The sequence below is a fragment of the Micromonospora gifhornensis genome (assembly GCF_016863515.1).
GTDB classification, from domain to species: domain Bacteria; phylum Actinomycetota; class Actinomycetes; order Mycobacteriales; family Micromonosporaceae; genus Micromonospora; species Micromonospora gifhornensis.
In genome coordinates, this window is sequence record NZ_BOPA01000026.1 from 105,551 (window position 1) to 121,962 (window position 16,412).

A 16,412-nucleotide genomic window follows, 5' to 3' on the forward strand; every position below is an offset into this window, starting at 1 on the left:
ACAGGGGATGACCGTGGTGAGATCGACGACAATTTCGGTCGGATCCGGCTCTCAGAGATGACGGTTGGTCAGCCGGTGATGTAGTCGCGTAGTTCGCCGGTGAGGACCTTGCCGGTGGCGTTGCGGGGCAGGTACTTGACGAAGACGACGTCGCGGGGCACGGAGAACCGGGCCAGGTAGTGCCGGACGTATTCGCGGACCGCGTCGGCGTCGAGGGTCTCGCCGGGGTACAGGGCGAGGAAGGCGGCGAGTCGCTGACCGTACTCGGGGTCGGGTACGCCGACGACGGCGGCCTCGCGTACCTGCGGGAGTTGGGCGAGCAGGTGTTCCACCTCGGCGGGGAAGACGTTCTCCCCGCCGGAGACGATCATGTCGTCGGCTCGGCCGTCGACGAAGAGGCGACCGTCGGCGTCGAGTCGGCCCAGGTCGCCGGTGTCCAGCAGGCCGTCGTGGCGTTCCCGGTCGGCCCCGGAGGTGTACCCCTCGAAGAGCATCTCGTTGCCGACGAAGACCCGGCCGACCTGGCCGGCGGGGACGGGTCGACCGTCCTCGTCGAGGATCGCCAGTCGGGTGCCGTGCGGCGGACGGCCGGCGGTGGTGGGTGCCTGGCGCAGGTCGGCGGGGACGGCGATGGAGGCCCAGGACGCCTCGGTGGAGCCGTACAGGTTGTAGAGCACGTCGCCGTACCGGTCCATGAAGGCCGGGGGCAGGCCGCCGGGCAGCGCCGATCCGCTGACCGCCACGATCTTCAGGGGCGGCTGGGGGTCCGGCGGTGGCACCTCCATCAGGCGTTGCAGCATCACCGGCACCGCGAACAGTGCCTGGCAGCGGTGTCGTACCAGGGCGTCCAGCGTGGCAGCCGGATCGAAGCGGCGGTGCAGCACGATGGTGGCCCGCAGCGCGAGGCAGACCTGCAGGGCCGCGTACCCCCAGGTGTGGAAGACCGGCGCGGCGATCATCACCCGGTCGCGGACGTGCAGTGGGATCCGGTCGATGATGGCGACAAGCGGCCCGAACCCGGTGGGGGTGGGGCGACGGGCACCCTTCGGCGTCCCGGTGGTGCCGGAGGTCAGCACGATGATCCGCCCGTCCCGTTCGGGTGGGTCCAGTTCACCGGGCAGGGCGGTGCGGATCAGGTCCTCCCGCGCCCGTTCGTCGACGCGGTGCAGGTCGGCCGGTAGCCCGAGGAGCCGTTCGGCGAACTCGTCGTCGTGCACCAGGACGCGCAGCTGCTGTTCCTCGGCCACCGTGGTCAGCTGTGCCGGGGAGAGGCCGGTGTTGATCAGCACCGCGTCCGCGCCGAGCAGGGTGGCGGCGACGATGGTCTCGACCAGGCCCGGATGGTTGCGGCCGAACACGCCGATCCGGTCGCCGGGCGCCACGCCCAGGCCGGCGCGGAGCGCGCGGGCCAGTCGCAGGCTGCGTTCCAGCAGGTCGGCGTAGGTCAGCTCGGTGCCCTGGTCGTCGATGATCGCGATCCGGTCGGGGTCGCGGGCGGCAGCCTGGCGAAGTTCACCGGCCAGGCTCCAGCCCCAGGTGCGTAGCGCGTTGAGTTGGGAGGCGACCCGGATCGGTCGACCCGGGGCGAGCAGGCCACGCCGGGTCAGCGTGGCGACGACGAATGGCAGCTCCACGACCGCGTACCTCCTTCGGTTGCTCGCCCGGAAGGCTCGAAGCCCTTTCGATCATGCATCGGAAGCCAGTCGGCCGCCACGCGGCACCCGCCGCCCCACGTCGCATCGGCGGACACGCGGTGCCCGTCGCCGCACGCGGCATCGGCTGGCATGCAGCGCGGGCCGGCACCAGGCGAAGGGGTGCCGACCGGCGGCACCGCCGCGACCGTGAGGTCAGCGGCGGTGGCCGTACCGGGCTTGTCAGCGGATCTGCATGCCGGAGATCGCCCGGGAGATGACCAGGCGCTGGATCTCCGAGGTGCCCTCGAAGATGGTGTAGATCTTGGCGTCCCGGTACCACCGCTCCACCGGGTGGTCACGCAGAAAGCCGGCCCCGCCGAGCAGTTGGACGGCCTTCTCGGTGACCGAGACGGCGACCTCGCCGGCCTTGAGCTTCGACATCGAGCCCTCGCCGGCGGTGAACGGCCGGTTGTTCCGCCCCATCCAGGAGGCGCGCCAGACCAGCAGCCGAGCCGCGTCGATCTCCATCTTCATGTCCGCGAGGGTGAACGCGACCGCCTGGTTGGTGATGATCGGCCGACCGAACTGGACCCGGTCCTTGGCGTAGTCGAGGGCGTACTCGTAGGCGGCCCGGGCGACGCCGAGCGCCTGTGCGCCGACGGTGGGCCGGGACAGCTCGAAGGTCCGCATCGCGGCCTGGCCGGAGGCGCGTTTGCCGGCGCGGGCGCGAGCCAGCCGCTCGTCCAGCGCCTCCTTGCCGCCGAGCAGGCAGCGACCCGGGACGCGGACGTCGTCGAGGAAGACGTCGGCGGTGTGCGAGGCCCGCAGGCCCAGCTTGCGCAGCTTGCGGGTGGCGCTGAGCCCGGGGGTGCCCGGCGGTACGACGAACGCCGCCTGGCCGCGCGAGCCCAGTTCCGGGTCGACCGAGGCGACCACCACGTGCACCCCGGCGATCCCGCCGTTTGTGGCGTACGCCTTCTGCCCGCGCAGCACCCACTCGTCGGTGGCTTCGTCGTAGCTGGCCCGGGTGCGCATCGCGCCGACGTCCGAACCGGCCTCCGGCTCGCTGGAACAGAAGGCGGCGACGGCCGGGGAGTCGACGTCGCCGAAGCACTGCGGCACCCATTCGACCAACTGGTCGGGGGTGCCGGTGCCGTAGATCGCGGCGACCGCGAGCCCGGTGCCGAAGATGCTCAGGCCGATGCCGGCGTCACCCCAGAAGAGCTCTTCGCTGGCGATCGGCAGGGACAAGCCGGTCGGGTCGGCCCAGCAGGTGGCGAGGAACTCGAAACCGTACAGCCCGACCTTCGCCGCCTCCTGGATCAGCGGCCAGGGAGTCTCCTCGCGGGCGTCCCACTCGGCCGCGGCCGGGCGCACGACCTCGGCAGCGAAGCCGTGCACCCAGTCCCGCAGATCCCGCTGTTCCTCGTTCAGGTCGAGCGAGAACTCGACCATCTCAGGCCTTGGGGATGTCGAAGAGGTTCGCGATGTTGGCAGCGAGGCCCAGGTCGCCCTTTGCCTTGAGCTTGCCGGTCATGAACATCATGACCGGGTTGGCGCCGCCGGAGACGACCTTGAGGAAGTCGACCGGGCCCAGGGTCAGGCTCAGCCGCGGGTCGTGCTGCGGGGTTTCGTTGACCGTGCAGGCACCGTCGGCGACGACCACCTCGTAGGTGTCGGTGCCGCCGTCGGGGGCACCGGTGATGTTCCAGTGGATGACCGCGTTGGTCGAGCCGGCCCGGTCGGCCCGGAACAGCTGCGGCATCCGCCCGAAGACCTCGCCGAGGATCTTTCCGCGCAGTTCGCCCGTCATCACCTCGTTGAGCTTGCTGTCCGGCGTGGACTTGACGAGCTGAGCGAACTCCTTCGGGCCGACGTTTGCGAAGTTGGCCGGGTCGAAGTCAGTCATTGAAGCACCTCTCGGGCAGTGGTTACTCAGGCGTAACCTTACGTGTGAGTAGGTATGCTGGCAAGGTGTCCACCAGGCCCACCTTCAAGCGCTTACCCAGGGCCGTCCGTGAGCAACAGATGCTCGACGCGGCCGTCCGGGTCTTCTCCCGCCATGGCTACCACGGTGCCAGCATGGACGAGGTCGCGGAGCGTGCCGGGATCTCCAAACCCATGGTCTACGCCTATCTCGGCACCAAGGAAGAGCTCTTCATCGCCTGCCTGCACCGGGAGGCCACCCGGATGATGGAGGCGATCGCCGGGGCCGCCGTGCCCGACCTGCCGGCCGACGAACGGCTCTGGCACGGGCTGCGGGCGTTCTTCGGCTTCGTCGGCGCGCACCGCGACGGCTGGGCGGTGCTCTACCGGCAGGCCCGTGCCGAACGGGCGTTCGCCGACGAACTGGCCGGGATGCGGGCGAGGATCGTGGAGGTGGTCGTCGGGATGCTCGACCACGCACTGCGCGCCGAAGGGCGCGAGGTGGCCGAAACCGAACTGGAAGTGGTCGCGTACGCCCTGGTGGGCGCTACCGAGTCGCTCGGTGACTGGCTGGCCGACCACCCGGAGGCCGACCCGGAGAAGACCGCCACCCGGATGATGAACGTCGCCTGGCTCGGCGCGGGACAACTCCTGCACGGCGTCACCTGGCATCCGCCCGAGCGGTAAGGAAGGGCACCTTATTAACGCCTGGTGTAGAGGAAGGGCCCCTTTTTAACATTCGCGGTCCGCACCGCGCGCGGCACGACGGTGGGCGCGGTGCCGGAGCCAGCGGATCAACTCCAGTCCCAGGGTGATCGCGAGCGACAGACCGATTCCGGCCAGGATCCCGTGCAGCGGGTGACGTTCGAAGGCGAGCCCGCCGAAGACACCGAGCAGCACACAGTAGCAGGCCCAGGTGACCGAGCCGATCAGGTCGAACAGGAGGAACGACCGCAGCGGGTAGCGGACCGCTCCCATGGTCAGGGTGACCGCCGTACGTCCGCCGGGGACGTAGCGGGCGGCAACCAGGATCATGCCGCCGCGCCGGTCCACGGCCCGCCGGGCCCACTCCGATCCGGCCCGGCGGCGGCTGTCGACCGGCGAGTGGTCGAGCCTGCGCGATCCGCCGCCGCGCCCCACGGCGTACGAGAGGTGGTCGCCGGCGGCGGCGCCGAGCGCGGCCACCACGAGCAGCAGCGCGAGGTTCGGCTCACCGCCGGTGGCGAGCACGGTGGCCGTGATGACCGCCGCCTCGGCCGGCACCAGCGGGAAGATCGCGTCGACCGTGGTGAGCCCGAACAGCAGCAGATACACCCAGGGCGAGGTGAGGGTCTGCCGGAGCAGGTCGATCGCGGCTTCCATGACTCCATGCTCGGGGCACCGACCGTTAAGAAGGGGCCCTTCCTCTACACCAGGCGTTAATAAGGTGCCCTTCCTTACACCCTCGCCAGCAGGTTTTTGTCGGTGGCGGTGGGGCCGTGGGAGGTGAGCACGACGGGTGCGCCGAGCGCCTCGCCGACCGCCTGCGGCCAGTCGGTCGGCGAGTCGTCGTCGTACACCGGGCGGGCGTGCAGCAGCCGGGCGGTCAGTGCGGCCTGCCGGTCGAGATCGCCGGGCGGGCCGGGCAGCAGCCGGTCCAGCCCTTCGTAACGACGGCAGATGCGCAGGTCGAGGCCGCGTTCGGTGAGATCCAGGTGGGTCAGCGCCAGGCCGTCGACCCCACCGGCGACCGCCAGGGCGTACGCGTGCGCGACCGCGTCGAAGTGACCGAACCGGAAGCGCCCCTGCCACGGGTTCGTCGGGTTGTGCGGATCGGTCAGCGGCAGGGTCGGATCCTCGGTGACCAGCGGTCCCGGCCCGTGTCGGGTGGTGACCGTCCGCAGCACCCCGAGTCGGCTCGCCGCCCCGGCCTGTCCGGCCTCGGCCAGCAGTGACTCGGCGTTGGCGAAGGTGGTGGTGCTCCACGTCGTGTACGGGTGGAAGCCGTGCCACTCGTCCAGCAGCACCCCCTGCGCGCCCTCGAAGACGCACGGCCCGGCCCGCAGCGCCCCGGCCAACCAGGAGCGGTCGACGACCGCGACCCGCTCGGCGAAGGCGGTGAAGGCCGGCAGGCAGTCGTCGACCGGCGGTGCGTCCAGCGGGCCGAGTTCGGCGGTGAGCCGGTCCCGCAGCGCGGTCAACCGGCGGCGTAGCCGCTTCGGGCTGCGGCAGTCGGCCACCCGGGGCGCCTCGTCGGGGTGGGCGAGACCGTACGCGACGGCCTCACCCACCCCCAGCCCGCAGGAGCCGTGCCGGTCGGCTCCCCGGGACAACTCCCGCGCCCGGTTGGCGGCCCGGTGGTACGGGGTGGCCAGCAGCGCCTCCCCGTCCACGGTCAACCGGTCGAGCGCGTCGGGCACCCCGACGTCGGCGAGGTGGTCGGCCTCGGCGGCCAGTGCCAGCGGGTCGACGACGATGTGCCGGGACAGGTGCGTCCACACGCCGGGGTGGAACGTGCCCGCGCCGAACTGGGCGAAGGTGTGGTGCCGCCCGTCGCGCAGGACGACGTTGTGCGCTGCCTGCGCGCCCCCGTTGAAGCGGACCACGGTGTGCACCGGCCGGGTCGCGCAGAGCCAGTCCACGACAGTGCCCTTCCCGGCGTCGCCGTACCCGAGGTCGACCACGACTGTGTGTTCGCCGTCCAGCCCGTCCCGGCCCGTCATCAGCCCGTTCACAGCCGCACGACTCCGCCACGGCCGGTCCCGGTGGCCGGCAGCCGGGACGTCTCGGTGCGTCGGCCGGCGTTGCCGATGCGGGCCAGCGCCTTCGACACGGTGCCGGTGGCAGTCGAGCCGGCCCGGTGCAGGTCGCGCAGGCCGGTGTCGAGGTCGATGGCCTGCTCGCCGAGGCCGACGGTGAGCGCGATGGTCTCGCAGACCGCGTCCAGGTCGTCGAGTTCGAGGGTGTTCTGGCCGAGCAATCCGCGCCAGAAGTCGAGGATCTTGCGGTTGCCGGCGTAGTGGCTGCCGGCGGGGAGCAGGTAGTACGTGTCCCAGCGCCGGGTCACCTCGTCGACGATCTGCTGCACCGGCATGTCCTTGCGCATGTCGCCGCCGATCAACCGGTTCACCTCGGCCGACTTCACCTTCGAGTACGCCAGTTCGTCGCCGATGATGAACAGGTAGCCGCGTCGGCCACGCTTCTCCCAGCTGTCGGTGACGGTGTGCCGGGCCATGAAGTAGAGCGCGAGTTCGTACGACTCCATCATCTGGCCGCCACCGCCGCCCTCCAGCACGATCCGGCCGAGGTCGTCGTCCATCCGGTTGTCGGACTCGAACTGGCCCACCTGCAACGGCACCCGGTCGCAGGTGGCGTCACCGATCGCACCGAACATGATCTGCGGGTCGCGGGCGTACCCCTGGCGCAGCAGCAGACCCAGCAGTTGCGGCAGCTTGGCCTGGAGCGTACGGGGCACATGCCCCATCGAGCCGGTCACGTCGAAGAGCACGGCGACCGGGGTCGACTGCGGGTGCTCGGCGGAGTCACGGCTCTCCCGCATCGCGTCGCGCGGGTCAAGCGCCGGGTGCACCTTCCGGGCCCCGCTGTCGCTGTAGGCGAACGCGCTGGTGCCGGTGGCCCGGCGGTACCGGTCGGCGGCGTCGTACACGTCGGTGGACCACATTCCGCTGCCCATGGCAGCCTCCTTAGGGGTTGAGGGTGAAGGGTCGGAAGGTGCGGGGGCCGTAGAGGCGTTCCAGCACCTCGTCGAGTTCGCCGAGCAGTCGCCAGGCGTCGTCGGGGCGGGCGGGCAGGTGGGGCTGCTGGCAGCCATTGACGAAGGCGCGCAGCTCGGCCGGCGCGTGCCGCCCCATCAGCCAGCCCATGCAGCGCACGGCCATGGCGATGTCGGTGCCCGGTCCGACCGGGCGCCGATCGGTGACCTCGGGCGGGTACCAGTCCTGGTAGTCGGGCACCAGCGCCGGCACGACGCCGCCGGTGTCCGTGGAGAAGCACCAGTCGACCAGGACGACGCCGTGCGCGTCCGGCTCGATCAGCACGTGCGGCGGCAGCACCGCGCCGTGCACCAGGCCCGCCCGGTGGGCCAGGCCGAGCGCCACCAGCAGCCGCCGCCACATCCAGGCCACGTCCCGGGCGTCCAGCCCGTCCGGGTACGCCCGCCGCACTTCGACCAGACTGTGCAGGCGGGGAGCGGTGGCGATGACGTTGATCCGCCGTTCCGCCCCGGTGGCCGCGTCCCGGTGGGCGAAGCTGTCGACCAGCCGGGGCACGTACGGCAGCCAGCGCGGATCACCGTGCTCGGCGAGCCGGCGCAGGGCGCGTTCCTCCTGGAGCATCAGGTCGTTGTCGCTTGCGGCACGGGGCAGCTTGAGCAGCCGGTCGTCGCCGACGTCGTACAGGTCGGCGAGGTCACCGCAGTGCGCCGGCCGCCCACAGCGGTAGCCGTTCAGCTCGGTCACGTGGCGGCTCCGCCAGCGGGTGGTCACCTCGACGAAGGCCGCGGTGGCCTCGGCCTGGAGGCCGGGCCCGGCCAGGCTGAGCCGGTCGGGGTGCAGGGCGGCGACCAGTTCCCGGTAGCGGCGCTCCGGTGCGTCGACACCGAACAGTTCCTCGTCGTCGCGGGCCGCGCCGACCAGCCGGATCGCTTCGGCGGTGGTCATCGCACCGCCTCCTCGCGGGCCGGACGCAGCAGCGCCGGGTGCAGCAACTGGGCGTCACCGGCCCGGTAGAGCCGCGCCCGCGGGCCGCCTCGGCTGCCGCCGCGCTCGGTGCTCGCACCGGTGCTCTCCACGAAGCCGGGCACCGACAGCACCTTGCGGTGGAAGTTGCCCGCGTGCAGCGGCTGCCCCCAGACCGTCTCGTAGACCGACCGCAGCTCGCCGATGGTGAACTCGGGCCCCAGGAAGCGGGTGGCCAGCGGGGTGTATTCCAGCTTCGACCGGGCCCGCTCCAGCCCGTCGGCGACGATCTGGCGGTGGTCGAAGGCGAGCTCCCGGTTGGCCAACCCGCTGACCGGCAGCCAGACCGCCTCGTCGGCGTCGGTGCCGGCCGCCGCGTCGGGCAGATCCGGAGCGAAGGCGAGGTGCGCGACCGAGACGATCCGCATCCTCGGGTCGCGCTCGGGAGCGCCGTAGCTGGCCAGCTGCTCCAGGTGTACGCGGCCCAGCCGGTCGTCGCCGAGGCCGGTCTCCTCGGCCAGCTCCCGCCGCGCCGCGCCGGTCAGGTCCTCGTCGGGTCGGACGAAGCCGCCCGGCAGGGCCCAGTGACCCGCGTAGGGCTGCTCGCCGCGGCGGATCAGCAGCAGGTGCAGCGCGCCGTCGCGGATGGTCAGGGCGACCACGTCGACGGTGACCGCGATGGCGGGATAGGCACGCGGGTCGTACGCGGCGAGGAAGTCCTGCTCGTTCACCATGGGTCACTCTCACTCCGAGAACATCTCTATGTGAGAACAACTTAGCGCGAAAACGAGGGCCGGGCAAGTGCCCGGCCCTCGGTCAGCGGATGGTGCCCACCAGATGAGGTCGTCCCCGCTGGTCATGCAGCGCGAAATCCCAGTCGTCACCCTGCCTGCCGGCGCTGAAGGCGACAGTGCTCGGCAGCGACACCGGGAGCTTGAACGCCACCTGCACCGTGTACGCCTCCGGCAGTCGGCTCTCCAGCGCGGCCAGACACCGCGCCTTCGTCCACATGCCGTGTGCGATCGGCCGAGGGAAGCCGAGCAGCCGCGCACCCAGCCGGGAGGTGTGGATCGGGTTGTGGTCGCCGGAGACCCGGGCGTACTCCGTACCGATGCGGGGTTCGACCCGCCACCGGGCGGAAGCGGCCGGCGGCGCGGGCGGTTCCGCCCGGTCGCGTCGCTCACCGTCGCCCGGTGTGCGCTGCCGCCAGAGGTACGTCGACACTCCGCGCCACACCTCCTCCCCGTCGACCGAGCCGACGAGTACGACATCCACCTGCCGCCCCCGGTCGTGCGGACGCAGGTTCTCCGCCCAGGCGGTGAAGTCCAGCCGGTCCGTGACCGTGATCGGCCGGTGCACGGTGATCCGGTTGCCGATGTGCACCACCCCGGTCAGCGGGATCGGGAACTCCGGCGCGGTGATCAGGCGCAGCGCCAGCGGGAACCCCATGACGTGCGGAAAGGTCGCCGGCAGCCGGTCGGCCAACCGGAACCCGCAGACCCGGTCGTAGTCGGCCAGCCGTTGCGGATCCACGGCCACCCCACCTACCGCCAACTCGACCGCCGGCACGTCGGCACCGCGCCGGCCGCCCAGCCCGGGCAGCGTGCCCAGCAACGCCCGCCGGTACAGCGGCCCCGGCGCGGGCAGCCGGGACAGCTCCACCCGGGCCCGAGTCGCCGGCTGCCCGGCCTCGGCGGCGGCAGCGGGCCCCACAACCGACGCGGCGGCACTGGTCAGGTCCTGCGTGACTCCCGGATCGTGGCCCGCACCGGCGCGGGCGGCGGCGCTGCTCAGGTCCTGGGTGGCGGCCGGATCACGGCGTTCGTCGGCGAACGCGGCGGCCAGGATCTCCGGGGTCAGCGTCTCCGTCGGCCCGTCGATCAGCTCGCCGACCGACAGGTCGTCGGAGGGCTCCTCCTGCGGACTGCGCCGGGCCATCACGCCCCCAGCAGGCTCTGGCCGCAGACACGGACCACGTTGCCGCTGATCGCGCCGGACGCCGGCCAGGCCAGCCAACTGATCGTCTCGGCGACGTCCACCGGCAGCCCACCCTGGGCGAGGCTGTTCATCCGGCGACCGGCCTCCCGCACCACAAGCGGGATCCGGGCGGTCAGCCGGGTCTCGATGAACCCGGGCGCGACCGCGTTCACGCTGATCCGCCGCTCCCGCAGCGCCGGGGCGAGCGAGTCGACAAGCCCGATCACCCCGGCCTTGCTTGTGGCGTAGTTGGTCTGCCCCCGGTTGCCGGCGATCCCGGCGATCGAGGAGACACCGACGATCCGCCCACCGGCCGGAACCAGCTCACGCTCCAGCAGCAGGTCGTTGATCCGCTCCTGACTGGACAGGTTGACGTCGATGACCTGGTTCCAGCGGTCGGCGTCCATCCGGCCGAGGGTCTTGTCCCGGGTGATGCCGGCGTTGTGCACCACCACGTCCACCCGCCCGTGCCGGCCGGCCAGGTACTCCGCCAGCCGGGTCGGCGCGTCGGCGGCGGTCAGGTCGAGCTGTATCGCGCTCGCGCCGATCTCGTTGGCCACCGAGGCCAACTCGTCCCCGGCGGCCGGGACGTCAAGCGCCAGCACTGTCGCGCCGTCGCGGGCCAGCACCCGGGCCAGCGCCGCACCGATGCCCCGGGCCGCCCCGGTCACCAGCACCACCTGCCCGTCGAGCGGACGGTCCCAGTCCACCGGCGCGGTCGCCTGACCGGCACCGACCCGGATCACCTGACCCGAGACGTACGCGGACCGGCCGGAGAGCAGGAAGCGCAGGGTCGCCTCCAGACTGGTCCAGGTGCTCTCGTCGGCCTCGCGTGTGACGTGAACCAGTTGGGCGGTGATGCCCCTGCCGAACTCCTTGCCGATGCTGCGGGTCAACCCTTCGAGGGCACGCTGGGCGGTCGCCTCGCGGGTGCCGGCGCACTCGGCCGGCGGGGTGCCCAGCACGATCACCCGACCGCTGGGCTGCACCGCCCGCGCCTGCGGGTGGAAGAAGTCGTAGAGCTGGCGCAGCCCGGTCGAGTCGGTGATGCCGGTAGCGTCGTAGACGAGGGCGGCGCTGTCGGGCGTACGGCCGGTGGTCGGGTCGGGCACGGCGGTGGCCGGATCGCGCAGGGCGAGCCCGGCGGTGGCCAGGATCCTGCCCACCGGTTCGGTGAGGCGACCACCGGCGGCGGAGCCGAGCAGGACCGGCCCGGGAAGAATGGGCTCGCCGGGGGCGTACCGGCGCAGCCGCGGCGGATCGGGCAGGCCGAGGCGCTTGACCAGCGCCCGACCGGCGCCCGACTGGACGAAGCTCGCGTACCTGTCGCTCATAGGCGTAGCCTACTGGTGAGTAAGGTGCGGGCAACCCTTTCGAGGAGGCGGATCGTGCAGAACGTTCGACGGGTCGCGGTGATCGGCGGTAACCGCATCCCCTTCGCCCGCTCCAACTCCCGCTACGCCAGCGCCAGCAACTCCGACATGCTCGGTGCCGCGCTCGACGGCCTGATCGCCCGGTTCGGCCTGGCCGGGCAGCAGGTCGGCGAGGTGGTCGCCGGTGCGGTGCTGAAGCACTCCAAGGACTTCAACCTCACCCGCGAGGTGGTGCTCGGCTCCAAGCTCGACCCGCGCACCCCCGCGTACGACATCCAGCAGGCCTGTGGCACCGGCCTGGAAGCCGCCATCCTGGTCGCCAACAAGATCGCCCTCGGGCAGATCGAGGTGGGCATCGCCGGTGGCGTCGACACCACCTCCGACGCCCCGCTCGCGATCAACGAGGACCTGCGCCGCACGCTGCTCAAGCTCAACTCCGCCCGTACGCTCGGCGAACGTCTCAAGATCGCCGCGAAGCTGCGTCCGACCCAGCCGTTCAAGCCGGAGATCCCGCGCAACGCCGAGCCGCGCACCGGACTGTCCATGGGCGAGCACGCCGCCCAGACGGCGCTGCGCTGGAACATCGACCGGCAGGCGCAGGACGAGTTGGCGCTCCGGTCGCACCAGCGGCTCGCCGCCGCGTACGACCGGGGGTTCTTCGACGACCTGATGACCCCCTACCTGGGACTCACCCGCGACCAGAACCTCCGCCCCGACACCACCCTGGAGAAGCTCGGCACGCTCAAGCCGGCCTTCGGTGCCAAGGGCCCGGACGCCGAGCGGGCCACCATGACCGCCGGCAACTCCTCCCCGCTGACCGACGGCGCCTCCACCGTGCTGCTGGCCAGCGAGCAGTGGGCCGCCGAGCACAACCTGCCGGTACTGGCCTGGTTCTCCTGGTCGGAGACGGCCGCAGTCGACTTCGTGCACGGTGACGAGGGACTGCTGATGGCACCCACGTACGCGGTGCCCCGGCTGCTCGCCCGCGCCGGCCTGACCCTGCAGGACTTCGACTACTACGAGATCCACGAGGCGTTCGCCGCGCAGGTGCTCGCGACCCTCGCTGCCTGGGAGTCGAAGGAGTTCTGCGCCGAGCGGCTCGGCCTGGACGAACCACTCGGCGCGATCGACACCGACAAGCTCAACGTCAACGGTTCCTCGCTGGCCGCCGGACACCCGTTCGCCGCCACCGGCGGACGGATCGTCGCCACCCTGGCCAAACTGCTCGCCCAGAAGGGCAGCGGTCGCGGACTCATCTCGATCTGTGCCGCCGGCGGCCAGGGCGTGACCGCCATCCTGGAACGCTGATCGACCGGTCGCCGCAGCCGGGCGACCACCAGGGTTGCCGACCTCCGACTCCGACCTGGTCGAAGCTGTTGGCAGGCATTTCTACTGTGGACCACAGCCTGCGCCCCGGAGCCACCGGCGGCGCGCTACCAAGGAGTGGTCATGACTGGTCAAGCCCTGCTCCGCACCTCCATCGTCGCCCTGGCCGCTGCGCTCGTGGCCAGCGGCTGCACGTCCGCTGACACCGGCCCGGAGTCCGCCTCCAACACGGCCCCCAGCGCACCCGCAACAGCCGAGCCGACCTCCGACCCCACCGCCGATGCCGAGCTGGCCCCCGCTGCCACGCCCACCGCAGTCGACGCCACCAAGGGCGGTTCCACCGACGGTGGTGCGACCGGAGGCGGCTCCACCGGGGGTGGCTCGACCGGAGGTGGCTCGACCGGAGGTGGATCCAACGGAGGTGGTTCGACCGGCGGGGGACAGTCCGGGACCAAGGCGGGCAACGGGCCGACCATCACGTACTTCCGGGCTGCCCAGAAGCCGTCCTGCCCGGCCGGGACGAACGTCAACCCGATCCCCGGCACGCCTGTCGTCCTGGAGTGGAAGGTCGGCAACGTCGACTCCGTCGCCCTCTCCGTCGACGGCCAGGGCGTGTACGCCGACAACTACCCGCCCACCGGCAGCGAAACGCTCACTTTCCCCTGTTCGGGTGCCGGGGGTGACACGCAACGGCACACCTACCAGTTGACCGTACGCAACTCTCACGGCAAGCAGACGAAGACCCTGGCGGTGACCGCGACCGTGAATGACGTGCCGGAAGTCTGACCGCGGCCCTGGCGACGTGAACCGTTTGCGTTAACAGCTCGACAGGGAGTCAGAGTCGGGTACGCGAGGCTCGGCGCCTCGTCGACGACGTTTCATTCGTGAAACGCGGTAAGAGCTGGTACAGAAAGCGAAGAGGGCCATCCGTCTGGATGGCCCTCTTCGAGGTCTTAACCCCAGCGGTTTGGCCTGCCGACACGCGACTACCAGGGACCGTTCTGGGGTCTTCGCGTCCTAGGGTACCCCCATCGTGACCCCCGAAAACAGCGCAACGGACCTCACTCCAATGCTGCTACGCAGGATGAGCCTGCCACGGATGAGGGCATATGTAGACCGGTGCGGGGGTGACGCGGACGCGGCGCTTGCGCTCTACCGCTGGAACGCTGCCGCGAGTGGGGCCTACTGGGAAACGTTGAGCCACTTGGAGGTCGTCCTCCGGAACGTTCTTGCCGAGCAGTTGGCGGCCCGCCATGCGGCGATGGGCCGCGCTGGCACCTGGCTGGATGATCCTGCCGGTGAACTCGATCAACGAGCCAGGGCTGACATCCGAGAAGCGCGACGGAGAGTGGTTGCCAAGGGAAAGCAGCCGGCTGATGGGCAGACGATCAGTGAGCTTTCCTTTGGATTCTGGCGGTTCATGCTTGCCCGTCGCTACAACACCGTGCTGTGGCCGAGTCTGGCGGGCGGTTTCCCGTACGCCCCCGACCGGGCAAGGACCACGATCGACGCGCCGGTCACCCGCCTGCACCTCTTCCGCAATCGGCTCGCTCATCACGAGCGGATCTGGACCGAGCCGTTGACCGCGCGGTACGAGGACATCCTCGGGCTCCTGCATCATGTCGAGCCGCGGATCGTTGAATGGGTCCGCCAGGAGTGTCGGGTCCCACTCCTGCTGAACTCCTGTCCAATCGCGCGTCCGCACCCCTGAGCGGGGCTCGTCACTGCCGGTGAGGGGCGGTCGAGGGCTTGCTGGTGGGTGCCGGAGAATGGGCGGGTGACGACGATCCCGAACGTGCTCGCCAACCGGTACGCCTCGCCCGAACTGGTCGCCCTCTGGTCTCCGGAGGAGAAGATCCGGCTGGAGCGGCGGCTCTGGCTCGCCGTGCTCCAGGCCCAGCGGGACCTCGGCGTGTCGGTGCCCGACGGGGTGGTCGAGGCGTACGAGCGGGTGTTGGACGACGTCGACCTGGACTCGATCGCGGCGCGGGAGCGGGTGACCCGCCACGACGTCAAGGCGCGGATCGAGGAGTTCAACGCCCTCGCCGGGCACGAGCACGTGCACAAGGGCATGACCTCGCGGGACCTCACCGAGAACGTCGAGCAGCTTCAGGTACGCCGGTCGCTGGAGCTGATCCGGGACCGGGTGGTGGCGACGCTGGCCCGGCTGGCCTGGCACGCTCACGAGTACTCCGACGTGGTGATGGCCGGGCGGTCGCACAACGTCGCGGCGCAGGCCACCACGCTGGGCAAGCGCTTCGCGTCGGCCGCCGAGGAACTGATCATCGCGTACGAGCGGCTGACGGATCTGATCTCGTGGTACCCGCTGCGGGGCATCAAGGGCCCGGTGGGTACCGCCGCCGACCAGCTGGATCTGCTCGACGGCGACGCCGAGAAGGTGGCCGAGTTGGAACGGCGGGTCGCCGAGCACCTCGGCTTCAGCCGGGTGCTGGACAGCGTCGGGCAGGTCTACCCGCGCTCGATCGACCTGGCGGTGATCTCCGCGCTGGCGCAGGTGGCGTCGGCCCCGTCTTCACTGGCCACCACGATCCGGCTGATGGTCGGGCAGGAGTTGGCGACCGAGGGCTTCAAGCCCGGCCAGGTCGGCTCCAGCGCGATGCCGCACAAGATGAACACCCGCTCGTCGGAGCGGGTCAACGGCTTCGCGGTGATCATCCGGGGGTACCTGTCGATGGTCGGTGAGCTGGCCGGCGACCAGTGGAACGAGGGCGACGTCTCCTGCTCGGTGGTGCGCCGGGTGGCCCTGCCCGATGCCTTCTTCGCCGCCGACGGGCTGTTCCAGACCTTCCTCACCGTGCTTGACGAGTTCGGCGCGTACCCGGCGGTGATCAACCGGGAGTTGGAGCGTTTCCTGCCGTTCCTGGCCACCACCAAGATCCTGGTGGCTGCCGTCCGTCGGGGCGTCGGCCGGGAGACCGCCCACGAGGCGATCAAGGAACACGCGGTCGCCGTGGCCCTGGCCATGCGCGAACAGGGAAGTCCCGACAACGACCTCTTCGACCGTCTGGCCGCCGACCCTCGCCTGGGCCTGTCCCGTCCCGAGATCGACGCCCTGGTAGCCAACCGCGCCGCCTTCGTCGGTGCCGCTCCCGCCCAGATCCAGGCGGTGACCACCCGCATCTCCAAGATCGTCCAGTCTCACCCCCAAGCCGCCACCTACACCCCACCCCCCATCCTCTAACCCCTCCCACCCCACCCCCTCCCACACGCCCCACCCACCCCACCCACCCTCCACGCCGCCCGCCCCTGCGCGCACCCAGCCCTGCACGCACCCGCCCCTGCGCGCACCCAGCCTTGCGCGTCGATCATGCACTTTCCGTCGGGGCATCAGCGGATAAAAGCCACATAGGGGCGACCCAAAGTGCAAGATCGACGCGCTGCATCGTGCGGGCAGGGCTGCAGGCAGGAGTGAGGACGCCATTGCGCGGGCAGGGCTGCGAACAAGGCGCGCGACGGCACTCCTGCGCATTCCCCTGGCC

14 protein-coding genes and 1 pseudogene are annotated in these 16,412 nt (G+C 71.2%); 5 read left to right on the plus strand and 10 right to left on the minus strand.

The genetic code is table 11. The features are described 5' to 3' along the window. Positions 1 to 68: 68 nt before the first annotated feature. The 3 genes from Vgi01_RS19025 to Vgi01_RS19035 all read right to left on the minus strand — a co-directional run bounded on the left by Vgi01_RS19025 (position 69) and on the right by Vgi01_RS19035 (position 3,543). Positions 69 to 1,634: an AMP-binding protein gene (locus Vgi01_RS19025; RefSeq protein ID WP_102659858.1), complete on the minus strand. Its 1,566-nt coding sequence runs from the start codon at positions 1,632 to 1,634 to the stop codon at positions 69 to 71. Positions 1,635 to 1,874: 240 nt separating this feature from the next. Continuing rightward, the gene (locus Vgi01_RS19030) at positions 1,875 to 3,089 is read right to left on the minus strand and encodes an acyl-CoA dehydrogenase family protein (RefSeq protein WP_013730853.1); all 1,215 of its coding nucleotides are present in this window, start codon (positions 3,087 to 3,089) and stop codon (positions 1,875 to 1,877) included. Position 3,090: 1 nt separating this feature from the next. After that, positions 3,091 to 3,543 (minus strand): SCP2 sterol-binding domain-containing protein, encoded by a 453-nt coding sequence (locus Vgi01_RS19035; protein WP_102659857.1) that lies wholly within the window; start codon positions 3,541 to 3,543, stop codon positions 3,091 to 3,093. A 65-nt stretch (positions 3,544 to 3,608) separates the two neighbouring features. Between Vgi01_RS19035 and Vgi01_RS19040 the strand changes: the two genes are divergently transcribed. After that, positions 3,609 to 4,247 (plus strand): TetR/AcrR family transcriptional regulator, encoded by a 639-nt coding sequence (locus tag Vgi01_RS19040; protein ID WP_102659856.1) that lies wholly within the window; start codon positions 3,609 to 3,611, stop codon positions 4,245 to 4,247. A 45-nt stretch (positions 4,248 to 4,292) separates the two neighbouring features. On the opposite strand, the gene Vgi01_RS19045 is transcribed toward Vgi01_RS19040, so the two are convergent. The 7 genes and pseudogenes from Vgi01_RS19045 to Vgi01_RS19075 form a co-directional block, all read right to left on the minus strand. After that, a complete protein-coding gene (locus tag Vgi01_RS19045; protein WP_204291898.1) occupies positions 4,293 to 4,922 on the minus strand; it encodes a DedA family protein in 630 nt (209 codons plus the stop codon). A 25-nt stretch (positions 4,923 to 4,947) separates the two neighbouring features. After that, positions 4,948 to 6,262 (minus strand): annotated as a pseudogene (locus Vgi01_RS19050) (adenylosuccinate synthetase). An 8-nt stretch (positions 6,263 to 6,270) separates the two neighbouring features. Continuing rightward, the gene (locus tag Vgi01_RS19055; RefSeq protein ID WP_102659853.1) at positions 6,271 to 7,233 is read right to left on the minus strand and encodes a hypothetical protein; all 963 of its coding nucleotides are present in this window, start codon (positions 7,231 to 7,233) and stop codon (positions 6,271 to 6,273) included. A gap of 10 nt (positions 7,234 to 7,243) precedes the next feature. Then, complete coding sequence (locus Vgi01_RS19060; RefSeq protein ID WP_204291899.1) at positions 7,244 to 8,218, minus strand: protein kinase family protein; 975 nt, start codon at positions 8,216 to 8,218, stop codon at positions 7,244 to 7,246. Continuing rightward, complete coding sequence (locus Vgi01_RS19065) at positions 8,215 to 8,970, minus strand: NUDIX hydrolase (RefSeq protein ID WP_199180300.1); 756 nt, start codon at positions 8,968 to 8,970, stop codon at positions 8,215 to 8,217. The genes Vgi01_RS19060 and Vgi01_RS19065 overlap by 4 nt, the downstream gene beginning before the upstream one ends. Positions 8,971 to 9,052: 82 nt before the next feature. Next, positions 9,053 to 10,174: a MaoC/PaaZ C-terminal domain-containing protein gene (locus Vgi01_RS19070; protein ID WP_239089051.1), complete on the minus strand. Its 1,122-nt coding sequence runs from the start codon at positions 10,172 to 10,174 to the stop codon at positions 9,053 to 9,055. Then, positions 10,174 to 11,547 (minus strand): 3-oxoacyl-ACP reductase, encoded by a 1,374-nt coding sequence (locus tag Vgi01_RS19075; RefSeq protein WP_204291900.1) that lies wholly within the window; start codon positions 11,545 to 11,547, stop codon positions 10,174 to 10,176. Before Vgi01_RS19075 ends, Vgi01_RS19070 begins: the two co-directional genes overlap by 1 nt. Positions 11,548 to 11,601: 54 nt before the next feature. Between Vgi01_RS19075 and Vgi01_RS19080 the strand changes: the two genes are divergently transcribed. The 4 genes from Vgi01_RS19080 (at position 11,602) to purB (ending at position 16,114) form a co-directional block, all read left to right on the plus strand. Beyond that, on the plus strand, positions 11,602 to 12,894 hold the full coding sequence (locus Vgi01_RS19080; RefSeq protein ID WP_204291901.1) for an acetyl-CoA C-acetyltransferase: 1,293 nt from the start codon (positions 11,602 to 11,604) through the stop codon (positions 12,892 to 12,894). A 141-nt stretch (positions 12,895 to 13,035) separates the two neighbouring features. Then, entirely contained in the window at positions 13,036 to 13,698 is a 663-nt protein-coding gene (locus tag Vgi01_RS19085) for a hypothetical protein (RefSeq protein WP_204291902.1), read from the plus strand. 418 nt (positions 13,699 to 14,116) lie between these two features. Next, positions 14,117 to 14,623: a hypothetical protein gene (locus Vgi01_RS19090; RefSeq protein ID WP_146017615.1), complete on the plus strand. Its 507-nt coding sequence runs from the start codon at positions 14,117 to 14,119 to the stop codon at positions 14,621 to 14,623. Positions 14,624 to 14,689: 66 nt separating this feature from the next. After that, the gene (gene purB, locus Vgi01_RS19095; RefSeq protein ID WP_204291903.1) at positions 14,690 to 16,114 is read left to right on the plus strand and encodes an adenylosuccinate lyase; all 1,425 of its coding nucleotides are present in this window, start codon (positions 14,690 to 14,692) and stop codon (positions 16,112 to 16,114) included. The last annotated feature ends 298 nt before the right edge of the window (positions 16,115 to 16,412 follow it).

Excerpts from the sequence above, each read along its gene's own strand:
- Vgi01_RS19075 (WP_204291900.1), bottom strand. The coding sequence starts at position 11,547 with ATGAGCGACAGGTACGCGAGCTTCGTCCAGTCGGGCGCCGGTCGGGCG.
- Vgi01_RS19055 (WP_102659853.1), bottom strand. The coding sequence starts at position 7,233 with ATGGGCAGCGGAATGTGGTCCACCGACGTGTACGACGCCGCCGACCGG.
- Vgi01_RS19060 (WP_204291899.1), bottom strand. The coding sequence starts at position 8,218 with ATGACCACCGCCGAAGCGATCCGGCTGGTCGGCGCGGCCCGCGACGAC.
- Vgi01_RS19085 (WP_204291902.1), top strand. The coding sequence starts at position 13,036 with ATGACTGGTCAAGCCCTGCTCCGCACCTCCATCGTCGCCCTGGCCGCT.
- Vgi01_RS19065 (WP_199180300.1), bottom strand. The coding sequence starts at position 8,970 with ATGGTGAACGAGCAGGACTTCCTCGCCGCGTACGACCCGCGTGCCTAT.
- Vgi01_RS19070 (WP_239089051.1), bottom strand. The coding sequence starts at position 10,174 with ATGGCCCGGCGCAGTCCGCAGGAGGAGCCCTCCGACGACCTGTCGGTC.
- Vgi01_RS19035 (WP_102659857.1), bottom strand. The coding sequence starts at position 3,543 with ATGACTGACTTCGACCCGGCCAACTTCGCAAACGTCGGCCCGAAGGAG.
- Vgi01_RS19045 (WP_204291898.1), bottom strand. The coding sequence starts at position 4,922 with ATGGAAGCCGCGATCGACCTGCTCCGGCAGACCCTCACCTCGCCCTGG.
- Vgi01_RS19030 (WP_013730853.1), bottom strand. The coding sequence starts at position 3,089 with ATGGTCGAGTTCTCGCTCGACCTGAACGAGGAACAGCGGGATCTGCGG.